At 35.7% G+C, this 20,888-nt stretch carries 19 protein-coding genes; 6 read left to right on the forward strand and 13 right to left on the reverse strand.

All coding sequences use genetic code 11. The features are described 5' to 3' along the window. Positions 1–7 precede the first annotated feature (7 nt). From DYQ05_RS11860 to DYQ05_RS14185, 4 genes are read left to right on the forward strand one after another with little or no spacing between them, the layout of a single operon-like run. The gene (locus DYQ05_RS11860; protein ID WP_252723383.1) at positions 8–946 is read left to right on the forward strand and encodes a phosphotransferase; all 939 of its coding nucleotides are present in this window, start codon (positions 8–10) and stop codon (positions 944–946) included. Continuing rightward, positions 939–1,259 carry a hypothetical protein gene (locus tag DYQ05_RS14180; RefSeq protein WP_252723384.1) on the forward strand — a complete coding sequence of 107 codons (321 nt, stop codon included), beginning with the start codon at positions 939–941 and terminating at the stop codon, positions 1,257–1,259. Before DYQ05_RS11860 ends, DYQ05_RS14180 begins: the two co-directional genes overlap by 8 nt. Beyond that, complete coding sequence (mnmA, locus tag DYQ05_RS11865; protein WP_252723385.1) at positions 1,256–2,227, forward strand: tRNA 2-thiouridine(34) synthase MnmA; 972 nt, start codon at positions 1,256–1,258, stop codon at positions 2,225–2,227. The genes DYQ05_RS14180 and mnmA overlap by 4 nt, the downstream gene beginning before the upstream one ends. Beyond that, complete coding sequence (locus DYQ05_RS14185) at positions 2,214–2,351, forward strand: aminomethyltransferase beta-barrel domain-containing protein (protein ID WP_252723565.1); 138 nt, start codon at positions 2,214–2,216, stop codon at positions 2,349–2,351. Before mnmA ends, DYQ05_RS14185 begins: the two co-directional genes overlap by 14 nt. 124 nt (positions 2,352–2,475) lie before the next feature. Here the strand turns inward: DYQ05_RS14185 and DYQ05_RS11870 are convergent, their stop codons facing one another. From DYQ05_RS11870 to DYQ05_RS11880, 3 genes are read right to left on the reverse strand one after another with little or no spacing between them, the layout of a single operon-like run. After that, entirely contained in the window at positions 2,476–4,245 is a 1,770-nt protein-coding gene (locus tag DYQ05_RS11870) for an ABC transporter ATP-binding protein (protein WP_206183493.1), read from the reverse strand. A 26-nt stretch (positions 4,246–4,271) separates the two neighbouring features. Beyond that, entirely contained in the window at positions 4,272–5,546 is a 1,275-nt protein-coding gene (locus DYQ05_RS11875) for an ABC transporter ATP-binding protein (protein WP_206183494.1), read from the reverse strand. Then, positions 5,533–6,066 carry a hypothetical protein gene (locus tag DYQ05_RS11880; RefSeq protein WP_206183495.1) on the reverse strand — a complete coding sequence of 178 codons (534 nt, stop codon included), beginning with the start codon at positions 6,064–6,066 and terminating at the stop codon, positions 5,533–5,535. The genes DYQ05_RS11875 and DYQ05_RS11880 overlap by 14 nt, the downstream gene beginning before the upstream one ends. A gap of 575 nt (positions 6,067–6,641) precedes the next feature. On the opposite strand from DYQ05_RS11880, the gene DYQ05_RS11885 reads away from it, so the two are divergent. Further along, positions 6,642–7,181 (forward strand): hypothetical protein, encoded by a 540-nt coding sequence (locus tag DYQ05_RS11885; protein ID WP_020966271.1) that lies wholly within the window; start codon positions 6,642–6,644, stop codon positions 7,179–7,181. Between the two features lie 81 nt (positions 7,182–7,262). Next, positions 7,263–8,183, forward strand: a complete 921-nt coding sequence (locus DYQ05_RS11890) for an alpha/beta hydrolase (protein ID WP_020966272.1) — start codon at positions 7,263–7,265, stop codon at positions 8,181–8,183. Between the two features lie 48 nt (positions 8,184–8,231). Here the strand turns inward: DYQ05_RS11890 and DYQ05_RS11895 are convergent, their stop codons facing one another. The 10 genes from DYQ05_RS11895 to DYQ05_RS11940 form a co-directional block, all read right to left on the reverse strand. Further along, the gene (locus DYQ05_RS11895) at positions 8,232–8,816 is read right to left on the reverse strand and encodes an outer membrane protein assembly factor BamD (protein WP_020966273.1); all 585 of its coding nucleotides are present in this window, start codon (positions 8,814–8,816) and stop codon (positions 8,232–8,234) included. Positions 8,817–8,901: 85 nt separating this feature from the next. Beyond that, entirely contained in the window at positions 8,902–10,218 is a 1,317-nt protein-coding gene (locus DYQ05_RS11900) for an OmpA family protein (protein ID WP_024469532.1), read from the reverse strand. 46 nt (positions 10,219–10,264) lie between these two features. Beyond that, on the reverse strand, positions 10,265–11,602 hold the full coding sequence (locus DYQ05_RS11905; RefSeq protein ID WP_225969548.1) for a LysM peptidoglycan-binding domain-containing protein: 1,338 nt from the start codon (positions 11,600–11,602) through the stop codon (positions 10,265–10,267). Beyond that, positions 11,603–12,646: a tetratricopeptide repeat protein gene (locus tag DYQ05_RS11910; protein WP_206183496.1), complete on the reverse strand. Its 1,044-nt coding sequence runs from the start codon at positions 12,644–12,646 to the stop codon at positions 11,603–11,605. It abuts the gene before it with no gap. Between the two features lie 107 nt (positions 12,647–12,753). After that, the gene (locus tag DYQ05_RS11915) at positions 12,754–13,404 is read right to left on the reverse strand and encodes a DUF3841 domain-containing protein (RefSeq protein WP_024469833.1); all 651 of its coding nucleotides are present in this window, start codon (positions 13,402–13,404) and stop codon (positions 12,754–12,756) included. A 127-nt stretch (positions 13,405–13,531) separates the two neighbouring features. Further along, positions 13,532–14,578, reverse strand: coding sequence for an ABC transporter ATP-binding protein (locus DYQ05_RS11920; RefSeq protein ID WP_206183497.1), 1,047 nt, complete (start codon positions 14,576–14,578; stop codon positions 13,532–13,534). Further along, positions 14,575–15,552: an ABC transporter ATP-binding protein gene (locus DYQ05_RS11925; protein WP_206183498.1), complete on the reverse strand. Its 978-nt coding sequence runs from the start codon at positions 15,550–15,552 to the stop codon at positions 14,575–14,577. Before DYQ05_RS11925 ends, DYQ05_RS11920 begins: the two co-directional genes overlap by 4 nt. A gap of 12 nt (positions 15,553–15,564) precedes the next feature. Beyond that, positions 15,565–16,965 carry an ABC transporter permease gene (locus DYQ05_RS11930; protein WP_206183499.1) on the reverse strand — a complete coding sequence of 467 codons (1,401 nt, stop codon included), beginning with the start codon at positions 16,963–16,965 and terminating at the stop codon, positions 15,565–15,567. Then, positions 16,962–18,002: an ABC transporter permease gene (locus DYQ05_RS11935; RefSeq protein WP_206183500.1), complete on the reverse strand. Its 1,041-nt coding sequence runs from the start codon at positions 18,000–18,002 to the stop codon at positions 16,962–16,964. Before DYQ05_RS11935 ends, DYQ05_RS11930 begins: the two co-directional genes overlap by 4 nt. 141 nt (positions 18,003–18,143) lie before the next feature. Further along, on the reverse strand, positions 18,144–20,741 hold the full coding sequence (locus DYQ05_RS11940; protein ID WP_206183501.1) for an ABC transporter substrate-binding protein: 2,598 nt from the start codon (positions 20,739–20,741) through the stop codon (positions 18,144–18,146). Positions 20,742–20,888: the final 147 nt, after the last annotated feature.

Genomic DNA, 20,888 nt, shown 5'->3' on the forward strand with positions numbered 1-20,888 from the left:
TTAAAATATGCGCTTCAGTTCTCATTATAAAATGAATAACGATGACATAATAGATTATGTTTTTGAACATACCGATTTCTTTTCTTCAAATGAAAATTTAGTTTGCGAAGAAATAGGCGACGGAAATATAAATTATGTTTATCGTATTTTTGAAAAATCTTCAAATGCCGAAAATATACATAGCGGTTTAAAAACACAAAAGTCCCTTATATTAAAACAAGCCGATGTACAAACGCGGGTAAGACCGGACGGATTTTTAAATCCCGACAGAAGTGCACGCGAAGCGGAAGTTTTAAAAATTCAGTTTTCACTCGCTCCCGAATTTATTCCGAAAGTTTTTTATTCGGATAAAGTTATGGCTATAATAATAATGGAAGATATAGGCTCTTACACCAATTTAAAAAAAGAGTTAATGAAAGCTTCGATTCTTCCCGAGCTTGGAAAAAAACTTTCGGAGTTCATTATAAAAACAACCTTACCTCTTACGGAACTTATTATAGGTTATGAAAAAAAATCGGAAGCGGCAAAAAAATTTTATAATCCTGAGTTATGTAAAATAACGGAAGAGCTTGTATTCACTCACCCCTACAACGACTTACGCGGCAGAAATATTTTATTTAAAGAAAATGAACAATGGCTTAAAAGTAAATTTTATAACAACACACCTTTAGCGGCGGCGGCCGCACATTTAAAAGAAAGATTTTGTAATTATCCGCAAAGTTTAATTCACGGAGATTTACATTCCGCTTCCGTTTTTGTAAACGGCAGCTCTTCTTTAAAAAATATAAATTTAAAAATAATCGACCCTGAATTTGCTTTTTACGGCCCCATAGGTTATGATTTGGGAAATGTACTTGCTCACTTTATATTTGCGGAAACTTATGTAAAATATACGAAAGAAATTTCCGAAGAGAAAAAAAAATATTTTTTTAAATTTTATGTTTAAAACAAAACACGATTTTCTTACAAACTTTTTTACGGAAGGCGCGCAATATTTACAAAGCGGTATAAAAGATTCCGCATATAAAAACAAAACCTTTATCGCAAATTATTTAAAAAATACATTAAAGGACGCAATCGGATTTTGCGGAGCGGAATTAAACAGACGGGTTATAGGTTCCGCAAAAACTGCGGAAATTACAAGCATTACCGAAGAAAATAAAACACTTCGGATTCAATTGGAACAGGATTTGGTAAATACCGGAATAAAAATGATGTTAAATACCGATTCATACATAGAGGAGCTTTTTTGTAAATGAAAGTACTTGTAGGTTTAAGCGGAGGTGTAGATTCATCGGTTGCGGCAAAACTTCTTCTCGATAAGGGATACGAAGTTACAGGCGTTACTATGCAGCTTTTATCTTCTTTAAAAAATGAAAAGGAATCGTCGGAGACGATAAATAAAACCCAAGATGCCGATATTGCAGATGCAAAAGCTGCGGCGGAAAAACTTGGGATAAAACATATAGTTTATGATTTCCGTGAAAAATTTAAAGCTATAATAATCGATTATTTTATAGAAGAATATAAAAAAGGAAGAACTCCAAATCCGTGTTTTATTTGTAACGGAAAAATAAAATTCGGACTTCTTTTGGAAAAGGCCTTGGAAGACGGCTTCGATTTAATATCTACGGGGCATTATGCGGAAGTGGAAAAAAGCGGCGCATTCGGTACGGAAAGATTTTTATTAAAACGTTCTCTCGATTCTACAAAAGACCAAAGTTATTTTTTAGCATCGTTAACTCAAAAACAACTTTCAAAGGTTATATTTCCTCTTGCAGGCTTTAAAAAACCTCAAATAAGAAAAATTGCCGAAGAAGCGGGGCTTTTAAATGCTCACCGTCCGGATAGTCAGGATATTTGTTTTGTCCCGGGTGATGACTACACTAAGGTAATTAACACTCTTGCCGGAAACTCCTTTAAAGAAGGAAACTTTTTAGATACGGAAGGAAATAAAGTAGGCAGCCACAAGGGCTTGCAGTATTATACAATAGGACAGCGGCGCGGACTTGCCATCGCAATGGGCTATCCCGTTTACGTTGTAAAAAAAGATGCGGAAAATAATACGGTTACGGTAGGTAAAAGCTCTTCCCTTTTTGCAAAAAGTTTAATTGCGGAAAACGTAAATTTAATTGCCGTAGACGAAATTAAAACCGAAACCGTCGTTACGGTAAAAACAAGATACCGTCAGAACGGAAAAAAAAGCCGTACTAATCCCTTTAGGTAAAAATGAATTTAAAGCTGTATTCGACGAACCCGAAAAAGCCGTAGCCGAAGGTCAAGCGGCGGTTTTTTATTTAAACGGATATGTTTTAGGCGGCGGAATAATTAAAAGCGTAGAAAGAGTATAAAACATAAAGCCTTTATAAAATTCTCATATCCATAAGCCGGCTATAATTTCTCATACATAAAACGGTTCTTTACAACCGCTTAAAGTATTTAAAAAACCGGCTTATAATAAAACCGTTTACAATATCAATACAGCTCCGCCTGACTTAAGTAGAGGCTCTTATATTCTTCACAACTGCCTAAAAGTTCATTGTGAGTTCCTACTCCGGCAATGGAACCTTCTTTCATAACAATTATTTTATCTACATATTTACACAGCCCTACCCTATGAGAAATTATAATTGCGGTTTTATTTTTTACTAAATTTAAAAAAGTTTTTAATACATGAGTTTCCTCAATAGGGTCAAGAGAGGCGGTAGGCTCATCTAAAACCAGAAAGGAAGCGTCCTTAAAAATACATCTTGCCAAAGAAATACGCTGCCATTGTCCGCCTGAAAGCTCCGCCCCGCCGAAAGAACGACCCAATAACCCGTCAAGACCTTCGGTTTTTTCCAAAATATAATCGGAATCGGTTTCTTTTAAAACCGAAATAATTCTTTTATCGTTTTTAAGTTCTTTTAAATCGGAAATTGCAATATTTTCCCGTAAAGAAAAATTATATTGAACAGGCTGCTGCATAACAATCGAAACATCTTTATATAATTGCTCTTTATTTATTTTTGAAATATTTTTTTTATCCCAAAGCACTTCTCCGTCTTTTACTTCATATAATCCTAAAATCAATTTTAAAAGAGTGGTTTTACCCGAACCGTTTTTTCCGACAAGTATAACTTTTTCCCCTTTGTTTATCGTAAAAGATACGGACTCTACGGCATTTTTTTCGGAATTGGGATATGAAAAAGAAATATTATTTACTTCTATATAATTATTTAATTTAATAATATTTTCTCCTCTTGTCGTTACGGCATAATTTTCAGGTAAATTCATAAATTCAAAAAAATGCTTTGTATATGCAGTAAGAGAAGGAATTGTTCCTACCGCTTCCAAAAAACACATCATACAAAATTGAAGCGCGGTAAAAGCCCCTATTGAAGCGCCTAAGCTGCCTGCGGAAATTTTTTTATTTACGGCAAGACTTATACAAAGAAAAATTGAAACGGCATAACCTATGGAACTGAGCATATCACAAAATAAAACGGAAACCGAATCTTTTTTACGCAACTTAAAAACACCGTCAAAGATTTCTTTATTTTTTGTAAGCCATTTGTCTTTTACATAATTATCGGCACCAGTAAGACGCAATTCTTTTGCGGCACGTTTATCGGTAAATAAACTCCATAAATAATCCAAACGTCGCTCTTCGGGAATTTTAATTGTTTTATATTTATACATCTCTTTACCGCGTATAAGACGAATAATAAAATAAGGAAACACCGAAAAAAGAGCAATAAAACAAAGTCTGTAATCGAAAAAAGCAAGCACCAGCGTTAAAGATGACATTTCAATTAATCTGCAAAAAATATAAACAGCCTTCATGGAAGACACGGAAAGATATTCATTTTTAATGTTTTCTTTTGCATATTTATACATATTTAAAATATTCGAATTTTCAAAATCGATTAAATTTAAACGGGAAGCCTTTTGTGCAAGCAAAAGATTGGCATAGTTATTAGGTTTTTCGTAAATACCTATATTAACCGCTCCGTTATAAACGAGAGCCCACAATTCATTCATTAAATACATACCTGCAAATAAAATTCCGTATTTAATGAATGCAGCCGAATTACTTCCGCTTTGAGTAAAATGTATAACCGTATCTATCAGTTTGCCGATTAAAAGAGCCGCTCCCGAATGAAACAAGGCTTGCCAGATTTCTTCAATAATTACGACAATATGCGCAATAGGACTTATCTTAAAAGTAAATTTAAAACTCTTATATAATAAATTATTTTTCATATATAACTCCATTCCAATAATAGGGATTATAAATACCATGAAGCTTGAGATTTATACATAGAAGCATATAAACCTTCCGCATTCATAAGCGTTAAATGGGTACCTTCTTCAACGATAGAACCCTTATCCAAGACAAAAATCTTATCCGCCATTTTTGCACTTGCAAGCCTATGCGAAATAAAAATACAGCCGCGGTTATTTATTATTTTCTCCAAATTAAAATACATCTCACGCTCGGCGGAAGGGTCTAAAGAAGCCGTAGGTTCATCAAAAATAATAAAAGAACTGTTTGCGGCAAGGGCTCTTGCAATTGCAATTTTTTGCCATTGTCCGCCTGAAAAATCAATTCCGTCTTCTTCAAGTTTACCGAGCTGTAAATTCAAATTACCAAAAACGGAGTCGGATGAGACAAGGGAAACGACTTTTTTTAAATATTCATCATCGTTTAAAAATTCGATTGCCCCAAGAGCAATATTTTCACGTAAGGTCATTTGATAGTTTGCATAATCTTGAAAAACGATACTTACGGCCTTATGAATATCGGCTTGCGAAAGGCAGGTAATATTTTTATCACCGATAAAAATATTACCCGATACCGGTTTATATAATCCTGCAATCAATTTAATCAGAGTACTTTTTCCGCTTCCGTTTTTTCCGACAAGCGCAATATGATGTTCGGCTTCAATCTCAAACGAAATATTATTTAAAATTTGCTTTTCCGTATTAGGGTATGAAAAGCAAACATTTTCAAACCGTATTTTAAGCGGTTTCATCGCTAAATCGGTCTCGATTATATTTTTTTCTCCTCCAACCGTTTTTTCGGCTTGTTTCCTAAAATGAATATCATCGGGAATATTCATAAACTCATATAAAAAATCTATACTTAAATTTTCATCGGTAAGAGCCCAAAAAGTTTCGGACATAAAAATAACAAGGTTTAAAATTTCGGTAAGAGAAGTAATAAGAGCCGCAAACATTCCTATTTGCAAATTACCTTTTAAAATTTGAGAAATTAAAATATAAAGTAAAAACGATGCCCATAAAATTATAAGAGAGTTTCCAAATATATTATACTTATATGCACGCAAGGTTACGGAAATACGTTCATGTAAAAGAATTTTATATTTTTCTTTAAATTTTTTAACTATAAAAGGAATTGCCGAAAATATTTTTAATTCAACAAGAGAAAATTTATTTGAAAGCAAATTGCTTAAGTCTTCAAGTCCGCGCTCATCATAAACTTGTTCTTTATAAATATTTTGAATTTTTTTTACAGCGATAATTTCATTAAAAAAATCCAAAATTAAAAAAAAATAAAAAACCTATTCCGAGAAAAACCGAAATTTTAAAAAATATAAAAACCATTCCGAAAAGTTTAATACAATCGACAAGTAATGCCCGTACGGCCTTAAACAAACCGATTACTTTTTCCGACGGGTTTTTACGCAGCTCGCTTAAAACATCATGTAAGGCGGGCTCTTCAAAGGCTGCAAAATTTATTCTTACGATTTTATTTAAAATTGCCTTAGATAAATTCACGGTAAGCGCTTTTTCAAGATAAATAAAAAATATGCGGCTTATAAAATTTACGTGATTCATAAATAAGATAATTACAGCAAGAATAGCTCCGTTTAAAAAAACGGTGTTTATCACTGCTTTATTTTGTAAAAATAAAATAAGCGATGAAATAAGCCTTTCGGTAAAAAATACACTTAAAGGAAGAGTAAGACCTGTAAATATTGCTATAACAGTTAAAGCCGCTGAAGAAGATGCGGCAAATCTAAAAACGGTACAAAAGCACCTAAAAAAATTGCGTATCATGATAAACTCCTAACCGATTAAAATAAGATACAAAAAATGCAAATTCTTATATATGCAAATTTTAAAGAAGATTTGCCGACAAAACGCCTTTGTGTAAACAAAAGCATTTCTATAAAGGCTTAATAAAAAATGCTTTTTATAAATATCATTTTTATATAAACCTTTTTTCTTAAAAAAATCTTCTTTAAATAAAATAGCGGAATATAAAATTCTTTTAAGCTATTTAACTTTACATATACCGGCTAAATGTTCACCAGATTTTCCTCTCTTCAGGTTGAATAATACCAACCTTTTTATTTATAAAAAACTATCATAAAATCAATATTTTGTCAATAAACCTATTTAAAATTTTTCATCTCAGAGCACGGCGGAATATAATTTAATAAATACTTTTTAAAAAACCTTACGGAAAAATACCGGCTTTAATCCAATCATAAAAAATTTATACCGTTTTAATGAATATTTTATACTTTTTATAAAAGTTAGATTAAGGTAACCCAAGTGCTTATTTTTTTTCAGTCAAACCTTGATTTTTTTTCTTTATTATGGTAAAGTCTAAATTCGGAGGTATAAGAGTGACTAATGCGGAAATATTACAGCCTCTTTTGGAAAAAGGCGATATAAAACGCACTATTGAATTTGCTGAAGCGGCCGATAAAAAACTTTATGATATCGCCTGTGAAGGAATGAATTTGGTTACAGCTTCCATTTTAGCCGATATTCCTTCCGTTCATAAAATGCTGTTAATACAAAAAGTAGGAGCTCTGTTTTCATCGCAGGAATATTGCGAACTGCTTAATCAAAAAATGTTTACTCTGCATCCCACCGAACGAGAACGCTTAAAGGCTCAAGGCGTACCTATGACGCGCGATAATATCCTTCCGTACTGTGAATGGTTCAATATTTTCGAAATAGCCTTTCCGTGGCTTCCGCTTTCAATCTTCGAAGACTTCGCGGCTTATTTGCGCGATGATAAAAAGTTAATTTTAGATAATGAAACAATAGAAACCGTAAAGGAAAATTTTTTGCTGTCCAAACGTTATTCGGAAAGAGAGCTGGAACGGCTTTTTGCTTCCGATTTATTAAAAGACCCTGCAGATATAGATATAGGTTAAAATAAATAAAAACTGCAATTTTTTAATTTAATTGAAAATTTTCCCGAAGCGTTATATAATTTAATTGAAAAAGAGGGACTTATGCAAAGTATTTATCAAACGATGAGCGACGGAGTTTCCATTGCCCTACATCAGTGGCTTCCGAAAAAAACACCTAAGGCGGCTATTCATATAGTGCATGGAATGGCGGAACATTCGCTTAGATACGACGGTTTCGCTGAAGATGCGTGTAAATGCGGATTTACGGTTTTTTCGGCAGACCACCGCGGACACGGAAAAACGGCGGACAAAAGCGGACTTAAAGGCTTTCTTGCCGACAAAAACGGTTTTAACCGTGTAGTTGACGACCAGAGAGAAATCAACGAAGAAATAAAAAAAATTTATCCCAATACTCCGATAATTATGCTGGGGCATTCATTCGGTTCATTTGTTACACAAAGCTATATTGAAAATCACGGAAACACGATAAACGCATGTATTTTAAGCGGTTCGGCAGGCCCCAATCCCATTATAGGAATTGCTTCGATTTTAGCAAACATAAACGCACTTATAAACGGAAAAAAGAGCTGTTCCAAAATGATGGATAAATTGAGTTTCGGCTCATATAATAAGGGAATAAAAGGAGCTAAAACCGAATTTGATTGGCTTTCGAGAGATGAAAACGAAGTAAAAAAATATATAAATGATGAATTTTGCGGCTTTGTGTGTACCTCAGGATTTTATAAAGACTTAATGTACGGTCTTAAAAAAATACATAACCGTAATGAAATGACTAAAATTCCTTTAAACTTGCCTGTCTTACTTATTTCAGGCTCTAAAGACCCCGTTTCATCAAACGGAAAAAGCATAAAAAAGCTTTATTCCATTTATAAACAAAACGGAATAAAAAATCTTGAGCTGAAATTGTATGAAGGAGCAAGACACGAACTTTTAAACGAAACAAACAAAGAAGAAGTAAAAACGGATATTTTGAATTGGATTAAAAAAACGATAAAAATTTAAGCCGGAACTTTAAACTCCGGCTTTTAATAAATAATTTATAAGACAAAATCAGTTATTTGAAGTTTCGGCATCCGTTCGGACGGAATCCGCTTCTTTAGGCTGCTCCTGTACGGCCTTTTCATCGTTATGCTGAGGAACTTGAGGTGCGGTATCGGAGACAGCGTCTTTTATTTTTTCAGTACTGCCTGTATCGGGAGCCTTTTTACGCAGCTTTTTCTTATTTATATACTCTTGAGTCCTCGCATAATCATTTTTTGCCAATACATAGTATTTAGGAGAAAGCGAAGCCCCGCCTGAAGTTTCATATCTGCTTATAATAGTTTTAAGCATATCATCGGCCTCAAGCCATTTTTTTTGTTTAATATAAATATGAGCAATTTCATATTCCGCACCGGTGCGTATGGACATATCCTGTCCGTATCGGCCTATTAAAATTTGATAATAAGCTAAGGCCGCCCGTACACGGCCGTTATCCAGTTCCTCTTGAGCCTTTTGGTTGATTTCCGTAGGAGTCAGATTAGGCGAAACCGTTTCTTCCGTAGGGATACTTGCACATGAAATAACCGAAGACACCGCAAGGCAAATTAAAAAGCAAAAAAAAGCTATCTTTTTTAAATTGTAATTTAAATTCATTATTTATCTCCCAATAAACATATAAACAAATCAGTTATTAAAAAGTATCATTTAAGTATATTCCGAGAATATCATATAGATAAAATTATTCACGGATAACGGTAATAACAACGCGTCTGTTTCTTGCACGATGCTCTTCAGTATCGCTTGGAGCAATCGGTTGAGTACTTCCGTAACCTTCGGTGTAAATACGCTCTCTATTTATACCGCGTTTTGAAATTTCATCGGCAATTTTTTCGGCACGTTTAACCGAAAGAATTTTTTCATCGGCGGGACGGTTTAAATTTGCCGTATGACCTTCAATTAAAAATTTTGCATAAGGGCCTACCTTTAAAAGAGCTTCCGCTATTATATCAATTTTTCCCATTTCTTCAGGAAGGATGTCCGGCATATCGGCAACAAAGCGTATATCGTACATTGTAATTTTAACCTTATTATTGGGATTTGTAACTTCAATTCCGTTTGTTTTTTCCTTTTCCAAAAGAAGCTCTATATCATGATAAACAAAATAATAGTTTTCATCGGGCGGAGTAAAGGGTTCCGTTACCGTAAGCATATTTTCATCGCAAATAATTACTATTTTTCCCTCACGCAACAATTTTAAATTTTCCGGACGGGAAAGGATTTGAGCGCTGTCGGAAAGAGAAATAATAGGGTCTGTTCTGTTTTGTCCGAATACGCCGCGGGCTATAATACGTAAAGGATTTGTTCCGATTCTGTCGCGGTATTCGGCTTCGTCCAAAGTTGAAGAATATACGGCTATTCCCTTTTTTGCGGCGATTTCCGGCTCTACCATATTTTTTTCGTAAATACAGGACATTTCCGTATTCCAAATTTTAGGGAAAATACACGGATTTAATTGCTCTTCAGTATATTCCCCGTGTACAGGCAAGGCTCCGCGTGCGTCAATTAAAATACCCGAATAAGTTTTGCTTACCGCTGTACTCGGAGGAATGGCCGGAGTATACGGAGTTTTATGCTTTATAAAAAGCTTTGCGAGTTCGCTCATAGGTGTTCCGTTTTTTACAAGAGCTTTTTTTAAATCGGTTGAAAAACTCGGAGAGGTAAATTTTCCCTGTTCTATTATTTTATTTAAGTTATTAAGGTTTACTTTTTTTTCCGCAAGATAATTACCCAATCTATGGGAAGAATCAACTATTATGGAAAGATAAATATCTTTTAAAAGAGAAGGCATATATCTTTCTATAAGCTCAAAAGAGGCATTCCTGTCGCCGGGTAACTGAAGACCGCTTTTATCTATATCAAGACTTATAACCGAAAAAATTGTGCCTTCTTTCCAATTTTGGACGGAAGAAGATTCCAGCGCAGGTTCGTAAGAGAAAATTTTTATATTTACCGAAATTAACAATAATATCGGTAACAGTATAAACTTTTTTTTCATTTATTCACCTCTTTTATAATCATAAATAGGCAATCAGCAAATTCCACTAACTGTTTATCGGCACTTTTAACGTTCTACCTAAGGAAAGAACGGAATTTATATCAAGACCGTTTTTTTCCGCAAGGATTTCGACTTGAACCTTATATTTCAGAGCTATAGACCAGAGGGTATCGCCCTTTTTAATAGTATACGAGCCGTTAAAACTCGGATTTTCCGTATTTTTTTTGCCGGAATACGCCGCTACAGTTTTTAGTGCGGGGATTTGCAAGGTTTGCCCTACTTTTAATGAAGAAACCCTTACGCCGGGATTATAATCCAAAATACTTTGTACGCTTACTCCGTAATGCTTGGAAAGAGCATAAAGGGTATCACCCGATTTTATCCTATAACTGTAATATCTAATTAACAAAGAATTTTTAGCTAATAAATCTTCTATTTTTTCTCTGTGTTCGGAAGGAACCCTTAAATTATATTTTACATCCGGCGGAGTTATATTGAATTTTAAAGACGGATTCAATTCCAAAAATACGGTTTTATCCGTTTCAAGTTTTTCCGCAAGTAAAATTAAATCTATGGAACGTTTTACGGTTATAGTTTCAGTAGCATTATGCGGAACGGGGGCTCCCCAATTTATTCCGTATTTTTCGCTTTGCATTAAAATTTCGGCAATAGCCAAAAATTTTGCAACATAAAGAGCCGTTTCATTTTTTAAAAATCCGTGTTCCGCTAAATACCAATAATCTTTGCTTCCGGCTTTTTTTATAGCCTTATCCAAGGCCCCTACTCCGCAATTATACGCCGCCAAGGCCAAATACCAATCGTTATAATAACCGTAATTCCAGCTTAATTTTTTTATTGCCGCTATGCTGGTCTTCCATGGGTCATATCGTTCATCGAGCCATTCGTTTATGTGAATGTCGTAACCGCCTATACTGTTCCTCATAAACTGCCAAATACCGGCAGCCCCGGATTTTGAAACGGCTTTGGAATAGAATCCGGATTCTATTACAGGTAAAAATAAAAGCTCCATCGGAAAATTTTCGCGGCGTAGTTCTTCTATAATAAAAGTCCTATATTGAACCGAACGCTGCATAATCGCTTCCAAATATCTTAATCCGTTTTCGTTTAAATACTGACGTCTGAATTTTTCGATAAGCGGGTAGTTATGCGGAATAAGCATTTTATTATGAAGAGAATTTCTTCTTACATATTGCATGGAAGAAGTTAAACTCTTAAAAATATTTTGAGTTTCTTTATCCGTTATCGCGGCATTTGCATTATCCGAAAAATAAAAAAGAATAAGAACAAAAAGGAGAAGATTAAAAAACGGTTTATAAAAGTTTTTTTTACCTTGTTTTAAGTTTATACAGTTTAAAATATTCACCTAGATTTTTTCTCCGTAATAAATACCCGCCCACTCCCATCGTCCGTGAATTTCAGGGTCGGCAGGAAAATTAACCTTTCTAAAATATAAATACCAAATTGAGGAATATTGATTCCATCCCGAAGTTCTAAGGTATGCTTCATAGGGTGTTGAGGAGGGGTCCAATTTGGATTCTATTCTAATGTGTTTCCCGTACATAAAATTTTTTAAATCGAAATCGGGAGAGCCGTAAATATCTGAAAGTTCCTGTTTCCACGCCATAGAAAAAAAGTTTACCTTGGATCGGTATTTTTCAAGCGTTACGTAATCGCTTTTAGCTATTCCTGCTTGAATGATTTTTACAAGTTCATCAAGGTTTTCCATTGTCCAGCTTTTAGTGGAGGCGCTATAGTCTACGATTTTTCTCGCATATCCGTAATTATCGGGTATACCCGGAATTACTAAATCAAACCTTCCAAGGCTTATAAATTTAGAGTAACTTTGAATTGCCGGATTCCATTCTCCAAGTTTTTCGTAGTTTTGGGCAAGCATAAAATACGAATATGCGGGGTCTATTTTATCGTAAAAATTTGCCAAAAGCATAGAATAATATTCTACAAGCCGTTTAGGTTCTTGGGTAATATTGATTAAATTTTTTAAACTTAAATATTGGACGGATTTACCGGATATTTCCATATCATGTTCAAGTTTTATAATTCTTTCAAAATAATAAGTTGCAGGTTCGTACATATTTTGTTCCAAATATTCGTTTGCAAGCATTAAAAGCCAATAACCTTTATAAGCGTTTTCTTTATCGTTTTCTATAAGTGAAGATAAAAAAATAATAAGAGATTTTTTCTTATCTTTCAGTTTTAAATTACGCGCAATTTTGTCGTTAATTGCAAAACTTGCTTCAGTGTTTTTCGTTTTTGATAAAACGGCTAAAAGAGTTTTTTGTTTTTCTTCAAGCTCTCCCATATTATCGGTAAGGTAGGCGTTAGGTTCTTGTTTGCATGAAAAAATTAAAAAACACAAAAGCAATGTAAAAATAAATTTGTTTTTCATAGCCGTCATAATAACATTTATCGGCAAAAACGGCAATTACCTGTATTTATAAAATTTATGAGGTTAAAGTTTTTATATATTTTACTTTATTTGCGTTACATGCTTTTTTAAGATAAATAAGGGACTTGAAACTTATCTGAAGGCATTTGCTCTCCGCAGCGTATAATATCTTTTATCCATTCGGATTTTATCCGCCAAATATTGGCCTGTACTTCAAAAATATTCCAGTTTTCTATATCGAAAATCCGGCTCCAGCTGTTTATTACCCGCTTTTCTTCTTCGGGATAAAGTTTGGCATATCTGCCATTTATAAATTCAAAAGAATTTTTAAAGCCCTTATTTTTTATGTCCTGTTCATACAGTCTTAAATCTTCCGCCGTTTCGGGGACATAGTGCAGATTTAGTATATAGTCCCACTTTAAACCGTTAAAATATAAAATTTCGCTATCGGGAACTTCCAAAATATATACAATTTCATTTTCCGTAGGATAAAGACAGTTTTTAGGGCTGACGGAACACCAAATTTGATAGCCGACATAATCCGGTTTTTGTACTCTTTTAGAGGATTCGTTTACAAACCAATCATAGCATTTTAATATATAAGGCGCTATGTCTTCCAAACGTTCCTGTATGTATTCCTTTTTATTTATAAATTCTCCGTTTTGTTTAAGTATATCCAACGACCTTTTATCCTGCCGCGTAAATAATAAGGTTCGGCCGTCTTTAGACAAAGGATTTTTTACGGTATTTGTTTTCATAATTACTCCCATAAAAAGTTTATTTTAACCGCTTTTTAAGCAGACGGGTAAACGGACTTCCTAATTAACATCGGCAGGTTTTATTTAAATAAAAAGCCGGAGGGCTAAGTCCCTCCGGAAAAATATTTTAACTTTTCATTGCCTTAATTTCATCCGCACGTCTACAAGCATGAAAATGTCCGTTACCTATATCTTTAAGGACGGGCTCTTCTTCTTTTGAGCATTCTTCAGTTGCATAAGGACAACGCGTATGGAAACGGCAACCTGACGGAACATTTGCAGGAGACGGAATTTCTCCCGAAATCGGAAGCTGCTTAATAACTTCAAGCATTCCGGATTTAGGCTCAGGAACCGCTTCGATTAAGGCCTGCGTATACGGGTGCATAGGATTATCGATAACATCGTCGGCATCTCCCATCTCCATAATTCTTCCCAAATACATAACCGCAATCCTATCGGTAAAGTACCTTGCCGTAGAAAGATCGTGAGTTATGTAAAGATAGGTTAAGCCCAGTTTCCTTTGAACATCGCGCATCATATGTAAGATTTCCGCACGGGTGGAAAGGTCAATCATTGAAACAGGCTCATCGGCTACAATGATTTCAGGGTTTAAGATAAGGGTTCTTGCCGTTGCGACACGCTGTCTTTGTCCTCCCGAAAGCATATGCGGATGCCGCCCCATAAATTCTTCGGGAGGATTAAGTTTTACTTCGCTTAAAGCATTGATAATTTTCGCATCGTTTTCTTTTCTGCCGCCTTTAATTTTATGGATAATTAAGGGCTCTTCCATAACATCGCGTATTTTAAAACGCGGGTTCATAGAAGCGTAAGGGTCCTGGAAAATCATTTGTACTTGGCGGCGGTATTTTTCGGTACTATCCTTATCGCTTACAGTAACGTCTTCACCGTTATAAATAATTTTACCGTCAGTAGGAGAATGAAGTTTCATAGCTATTTTACCGATAGTGGTTTTACCCGAACCGGATTCGCCTATAAGACCGAATATTTCGCCTCGCCGCAGTTTTAGCGTAACGTCATCGACGGCCTTTATTTTTCTTACCTGTGTTCCGGATAAACTTTGCAGTAAGCCCAGATGCGGCTCAAAGTATTTTTTTATGTTGTTAAGCTCAAGAATGTAATCGTCAGGATTTATTTTCTTTTCATTATCGCTCATTTTACGCACCTCCAGCATGCTATTTTGTGTCCGGGTTCAACCTCAACAAGGGGAGGTTCAAGTTCAAAACATTTATCCGTCGTGCAATGGCAGCGAGGATTAAAGCGGCAGCCCTTAGGAGGGGAAATAAGGTCGGGCGGAGCTCCCGGAATATAGGAAAGTTCGTCCACCTTTTTTCTTAAAAGAGGAGTTGCCTGCAAGAGTTTTTGAGTATACGGATGCATGGGTTCTGTGCCGTAGATTTGCTCGTTCGTTCCGAGTTCGGCTATTTTTCCTGCATACATAACGCAAATACGGTCTGAAATTTCCGCTTCAAGGGAAAGATCGTGAGTAATAAAAATAAACGATAATTTAAATTTTTGTTTTAACTCTTTTAAAAGATTGATAATTTGGGCTTGAACGATAACGTCCAAGGCTGTCGTAGGCTCATCTAAAATAACCAGTTTCGGTTTTAAGAATAAGCCGCAGGCTATTACAACGCGCTGCTTCATTCCTCCTGAAAGTTCGTGCGGGTAACGCTTAAGGATTTCAGGCGGTAAGCCCACATAGCCTAAATATTCTTCCATAAGGGCATAGGCTTCATTATCGCTCATTTCTTTGTGCTCGCGTAAGGTTTCAAGCATAAGTTTTCCTATTGTGTAAACCGGAGTTAAACTGTTCATAGCTCCTTGAAAAACCATCGAGATTTCCTGCCAACGCACATTTTTACGTATTTCGCTATCGGATAAGGGAACTATATCCCTTCCGTTAATTATAATTTGCGAGCCTTCTTCGATAAAACCCGGAGGCGACGGCATTTTAAGCAGAGCCATACCTGTAGTTGTTTTTCCGCAGCCGGATTCTCCTACAAGACCTAAGGTCTCACCCGCATGCAAATCAAAACTTACATCATCTAAAGCTTTTACGATTCCGGCAGAGGTGTGATAATATAATCGCAAATTTTTTACTTCAAGAATTTTTTCTTTATGTTCCATAGTTTTCCCCTCTTACCTTGTTTTTAATTTAGGATGAAGAATTTTATCCATAGCAAAGCCCAAGAATGCAAATATCATACCCATAAGAGCTATAAATAAACCTGGAGGAATAATCCACCACCATAAGCCGTTTAAGGCAGCTCCTGAAACTTGTGCATCATGTAAAATTTGCCCCCAAGTTACAATCGTCGGATCCCCCAAACCTAATAAGGACAATGAAGATTCCGTAAGAATTGCACCCGGAACGGAACTTGCCATAAGAGCAAAAGAATACGGCAATAAAAGCGGCGTTATATGTTTAAAAATAATACGCCATTTAGTAGCCCCGAGAGCCTTGGCTGCTTCTATATATGTTTCTTCTTTTATTTGTAAAGCCATTGAACGTACGGTTTTTACCGAACCTACCCAGCTAAATATAATAAGAGATAAAATAATAATCCATATACTAGGTTTAAATATAGAAGATGTAACAATTAAAACCGGGATTAAAGGAACCGATACAAATATTTCAAATATAAACATCATAGAAACATCAACATAACCACCCAAATATGCGCTTATAATACCGTAAATTACGCCTACAAAAACGGAAACTATACTTGCAATAAGCCCTATAAACAAGGCCCATTTCAATCCTGCAATAATCCCTGAAAAAACATCACGCTTATTAATATCCGTACCCAAAAAACCAGAAACGGAACCGGGAATAATAACACGCGGATTTTCAATCTTATTTTTAGGGTTATTTAGCGCATCCTTAGGTACAATTAACTTAAAAATATATTCACCACGTAACGGCTTTTTATCCCTATACATTGTTCTGTTTGCTTCCGAAAAAAGCAAAACAACAGGGCTTGCAGAGCCGGAAGAAGGTGATGCCCCATAACTTTGAGCAAATTGTTGCATTGTAGAACGTGCATCAGTCAAAACCGTATTTCGGAAATGAAAATTATCCATACCACCTTTTTGGAAGGCTTCAAAGTCTATTACACTTCCATCCGGACGTATAACTTCAATGCCTATAATCATATTACCGTTCAATTCCGCTCTAAAAACCACATTATTAGGCGGTCTGTCATATTTATAATTATATGTAAACGAATAAACTTTTGCTTGTCCGAACTGAGGGGTATTCTCCTCAGTTATAGTAGGATCAAGAATATATTCCGTCCGTGCTGACTTTTTACTACTAAACAACTCCGACCAAACAGGAGGAGCGGAAGCGGGATTATCTTCCCAATAAGAAATATTATGCCAATTACCGTTAACCTCTCTAAAAGGTAAAATCAGAGGCTCAAAAATAATCAATATAATAAGAGTAGCAAAAAGACATAACGCTACTAAACCTATTTTTTCCTTTTTAAACTCAGACCAAAATTCAAGGAATCTATCAAACGAGTCTCTTTTTATCATGCTTTGCCTCCAACTTTTATTCGGGGATCGAGGAATCCATAAACCAAATCAAGTAATATCAATCCCGATTGATATAGTCCCGTTGTGATTGCTAAGTCTCCCATTAATACCGGAACATCATTTTGTTGAACGGCAACCCAATATAAATTTCCCAACCCGGGCCAAGAAAAAATACCTTCAAATATAATACCGCCTGAAAAAGAACTTAAAAAAGACAACAAAACCATTGTAACCAACGGAGGCGCCGAAGTTCTCAGTGTATGACCATATAAAACTTTTTTTTCAGGTATACCTCTAGCTCTTGATGACATAATAAAGTCTTCTTGTAATGTACCTAATACAATATTACGCACAAAATATCCCGTACCCCAAAAACCCAACAGAATAAGAGTGAGCATAGGTAAACCCATATGCCATAGGCGGTCAATAAAAAAGTTAATACCTTCAGGAACAGGTATTGTACTTAATCCTCCTGAGGGAAAAATCGGTATCAAATATGCAAAAAAGAAAATTAAAAGCATGGCAAGCCACCATGTAGGTAAGCCGGATATGATAAGGGTAATAAGACTTGAAACCTTATCCAGTTTTCGACCGGGATTTTGAGCCTTCCGTAAACCTAAAGCAGTCCCCAGAATGATATTAATCACTAAAGATGTTGTAAAAATCAATAAGGTCCTAGGCAAAGCCTCCCCAATAATTTTTATAACTTCTTGAGACCCTGTTAAAGACTTAATTACCGTTGATTTTCCAAATTTAAATGTTAAAACCCGCATTGCATTATTTAAAACACGTTCAAAAAGAGGCCTATCGAGTTTATATTGACGAATTAAAATTAATTCTTGATCTTTTTTCCATTTCATAATTTGCTCAGCCGTCATATTTTTAAGAGCTCTAGCTTCAGAGCGAACAATCTCTATTATTTGGCTTCGCTGTACTTTTTCATTTATTTGATTAAACAAAAAAGAAAACAAAAAGATAAGTATAGCGTATATTATTATACCACGTAAAATACGCTTTAACGCATACCACTTGTACATAAAAGTATCCTCATTGATGTAAAACGTCAACAGACGCATAGGCGCAGATAAAGTTTTTATAAAGTTTTTAAATTAAAAACGCCTTGAAATTCAAATGAATCCAAGGCGCTTTTGTTATAAAATTAATCAACGCCTTAATTTTTATTTAAGCACGGTAAAACTTACAGACTGAGCTTGAGGCGGTTCATCGGCTATACTGGATAAAACTACCATTATATGCTCTACGCCTTTTTCAAAGCCGGCAAGATCGGAAGCGGGTACAGTAATAGTAAATTTACCGCCGCCCATAGCTTTCGACTCGTAAATCTTTTCTCCGCCTGAAGGAAGCTGAAGATAACCTTTTACCGTTCCCTTATCCAAAGGAGTTGTTTCCACTTCTGGGAAAGCATATTTTGAAACGGTTATTTCAAATACCGCATCTTTATCGGAAGAAGGATTAACGGGAGCCTTAATATGATCTATTACTGTAAGATCTGTTCTGAAAATCATAGGCCAATAATCGCTCTTATAAGGATAATTATCCACTGCGCTCAAAATAACGGAATTTGTAAGCGTATCGATTTTTTCGAACATAAGGGGCCCTGAGCTGATTACCGCATGATCATACTTATCGATGAAATCGATAGAGGCCTGGTAACGCTTTATTACATAATCTTCGGTAACAAAATCTTTTAAAGAAGCGGGTATATGTTTTTCAGCTATAAAATCCTGCAATTTTGCTTTAATATCGGCTACACAGTCGGGATTTTTGATATTCGCTTCAACGCCGCCTTCACCGCCGTCTTTGGCAAAGTTATAAACGGTACCGCTCTTCGATCCGTGAGCCACTATTTCGGATAATGCTTCATAAATATCCCACGGTACACAGGTAGACCGTCCCGGGTTAAGAGCTTTAGGCTCTATACCACCTACAACTATTGCAGTATAGCGCAGTATAGGGGCATGAAAATAATTTTTATACGTAGTTATTGAACCGTCTTCATTAAACACCATACCTTTGGTTGTATTAAGATGGGTAGATAAAGAATCGCTTAAAGGCTTATCATAATAAGGATCGTTATCACCGTCTTTTGTACACCAATCCACATTTAAAGCACTTACAAAACGAATATCATGAATATCTACAGGCTGTCCGTTATGCCAATAATAACCGTCTACCAGTTTGCCAGTAGCCGCAGAGGAAACGGTTTGACTTGTATCGGCAGGCACCCACTTTTTGGAAGCCGAATTATAAACAACAGCCTCCTTAGGAACGGGAATATCGCCTCCCATTACCATATCTCCGTTTTTGTCTTTTACAAGTTTAGGAGCAAATTTTGCATTATCCACATCGGTAACGGAAATCCAATTTTCATATCTTCCCGTAGCAAGATGGTCAAACGCCGCCACATCGTTGGTTGCCAAATAAAATGCGGAAGAAAACGTATCGCTAAAGCCTTGACCTCCAACCGGATCCCATTCAGTCATGAATAAAGAACCTTGAGCTGAGTGTAATAAAACACGCAATACGCGCAAATCTTTATATGGTCCATCTGTGTCTTTATCTACATCAGCATAACGGATTGTCCAACCATTAAAACCGTTAGCAACGCCATATAAAAGCCTTGATTTTATCCTAGCCTTATTTGCTACAAAAAGCTGGTTATCTGAAACTACATAAACACGTATAGCTTCTTGGATACCTAAAGCACACATTTTTTGAGTTTCATCAAAAAAATCGTCTGCTTTTAAATATTGACCGTAAGCGGCTTTTTTACCGTATACATCAAGCTGAGCATTTTCATAATTCCAAAAATCAGCTTCCTGTCCGCCAGGCATATATCCGTAGAACGGTGCATACATTTGGCACAAGGGAGTTTCCCATGTTACATAGAAACCACCTGAACCCCATCCTTCAAGATACATAGTCCAATCTATATTAGCAGGATTTCCTCCGTAAACAAGAGCTCCTGCGGTTTTTCTATCCCGTTCTAATCCTTCAACGGTAATACCGGCTTTTTCAATTTGGGCATGAATATAACGTGCTGCCGGAAGTCTTCCCTGCGGATCGTCAACACGCATTACGGATTTAATGGTAACGGGTTTCCCCTTATAAAGCCACTTACCGCCTTCTTTTACCAGCTTTCCCTTATTTTCAGGCAAAGAAGCTGCTTTATTCATAGCATTTTCTATCATATCCAATGCCTTTTGTTCATCGCCCGCTTCATTAATACCGAATTTTGTGGCTAAAATATTATAGCGATATGCACCCGGTAAACCTACCTGACAAGGTGTATACATAGGTTTTCCTTCACCTAAAAGAAGTTCATCTACAAGTTTTTTACGATTGATAATCCAGTTAAAAGCATAGCGGACTTCTTGAATCGCAAGCGGATTAAAAAACTCTTCTCCGCTTTGCTCTTTCCAAGTATAAGGGGCTTTATTTGGAATCGGATTAAAAAGAAGCGTCCAGTAGCCTGAAGGCACACCATAGATGTCAATTTTTTCCCTATCTGCATCGCTTAAACCGTGAATCAATGAAGGAGGCATAGGCGAAAACAAAACATCGGCTTTCCCTTCAATAACATCTTTTAAGGCAATAGTTTGATCTGTAGCTACGGAGTAAATAACTTTATCAACAGTTGCACCCTGTTTTACGGCAGCTTTATCTGATGAGCCGCTCTTTCCCCCGCCGTTACATGCAGCAAATACCAAAGCCGCTGCAAGCATACATGAAAAGAATTTAATAAATTTTTTCATTCTATTCCCTCCTATTTTTGGAACAAATAAAAAGCATTCATGCTATATAATATTAAAACACACAAATTCCGATTTGTCAAATGTTTTTTTTATTTTTTTTGATTTTTTTAAATTAAGAAGAATAATCGCCGCTATCGGTTTTAATCC

This window comes from Treponema pedis, assembly GCF_017161325.1.
Taxonomy (GTDB): Bacteria; Spirochaetota; Spirochaetia; order Treponematales; family Treponemataceae; genus Treponema_B; species Treponema_B pedis.

Excerpts from the sequence above, each read along its gene's own strand:
- DYQ05_RS14180 (WP_252723384.1), top strand. The coding sequence starts at position 939 with ATGTTTAAAACAAAACACGATTTTCTTACAAACTTTTTTACGGAAGGC.
- DYQ05_RS11935 (WP_206183500.1), bottom strand. The coding sequence starts at position 18,002 with ATGTACAAGTGGTATGCGTTAAAGCGTATTTTACGTGGTATAATAATA.
- DYQ05_RS11930 (WP_206183499.1), bottom strand. The coding sequence starts at position 16,965 with ATGATAAAAAGAGACTCGTTTGATAGATTCCTTGAATTTTGGTCTGAG.
- DYQ05_RS11925 (WP_206183498.1), bottom strand. The coding sequence starts at position 15,552 with ATGGAACATAAAGAAAAAATTCTTGAAGTAAAAAATTTGCGATTATAT.
- DYQ05_RS11860 (WP_252723383.1), top strand. The coding sequence starts at position 8 with ATGCGCTTCAGTTCTCATTATAAAATGAATAACGATGACATAATAGAT.
- DYQ05_RS11880 (WP_206183495.1), bottom strand. The coding sequence starts at position 6,066 with ATGATACGCAATTTTTTTAGGTGCTTTTGTACCGTTTTTAGATTTGCC.
- DYQ05_RS11910 (WP_206183496.1), bottom strand. The coding sequence starts at position 12,646 with ATGAAAAACAAATTTATTTTTACATTGCTTTTGTGTTTTTTAATTTTT.
- DYQ05_RS11870 (WP_206183493.1), bottom strand. The coding sequence starts at position 4,245 with ATGAAAAATAATTTATTATATAAGAGTTTTAAATTTACTTTTAAGATA.
- DYQ05_RS11920 (WP_206183497.1), bottom strand. The coding sequence starts at position 14,578 with ATGAGCGATAATGAAAAGAAAATAAATCCTGACGATTACATTCTTGAG.
- mnmA (WP_252723385.1), top strand. The coding sequence starts at position 1,256 with ATGAAAGTACTTGTAGGTTTAAGCGGAGGTGTAGATTCATCGGTTGCG.
- DYQ05_RS11940 (WP_206183501.1), bottom strand. The coding sequence starts at position 20,741 with ATGAAAAAATTTATTAAATTCTTTTCATGTATGCTTGCAGCGGCTTTG.
- DYQ05_RS11895 (WP_020966273.1), bottom strand. The coding sequence starts at position 8,816 with ATGAATTTAAATTACAATTTAAAAAAGATAGCTTTTTTTTGCTTTTTA.
- DYQ05_RS11915 (WP_024469833.1), bottom strand. The coding sequence starts at position 13,404 with ATGAAAACAAATACCGTAAAAAATCCTTTGTCTAAAGACGGCCGAACC.
- DYQ05_RS11900 (WP_024469532.1), bottom strand. The coding sequence starts at position 10,218 with ATGAAAAAAAAGTTTATACTGTTACCGATATTATTGTTAATTTCGGTA.
- DYQ05_RS11890 (WP_020966272.1), top strand. The coding sequence starts at position 7,263 with ATGCAAAGTATTTATCAAACGATGAGCGACGGAGTTTCCATTGCCCTA.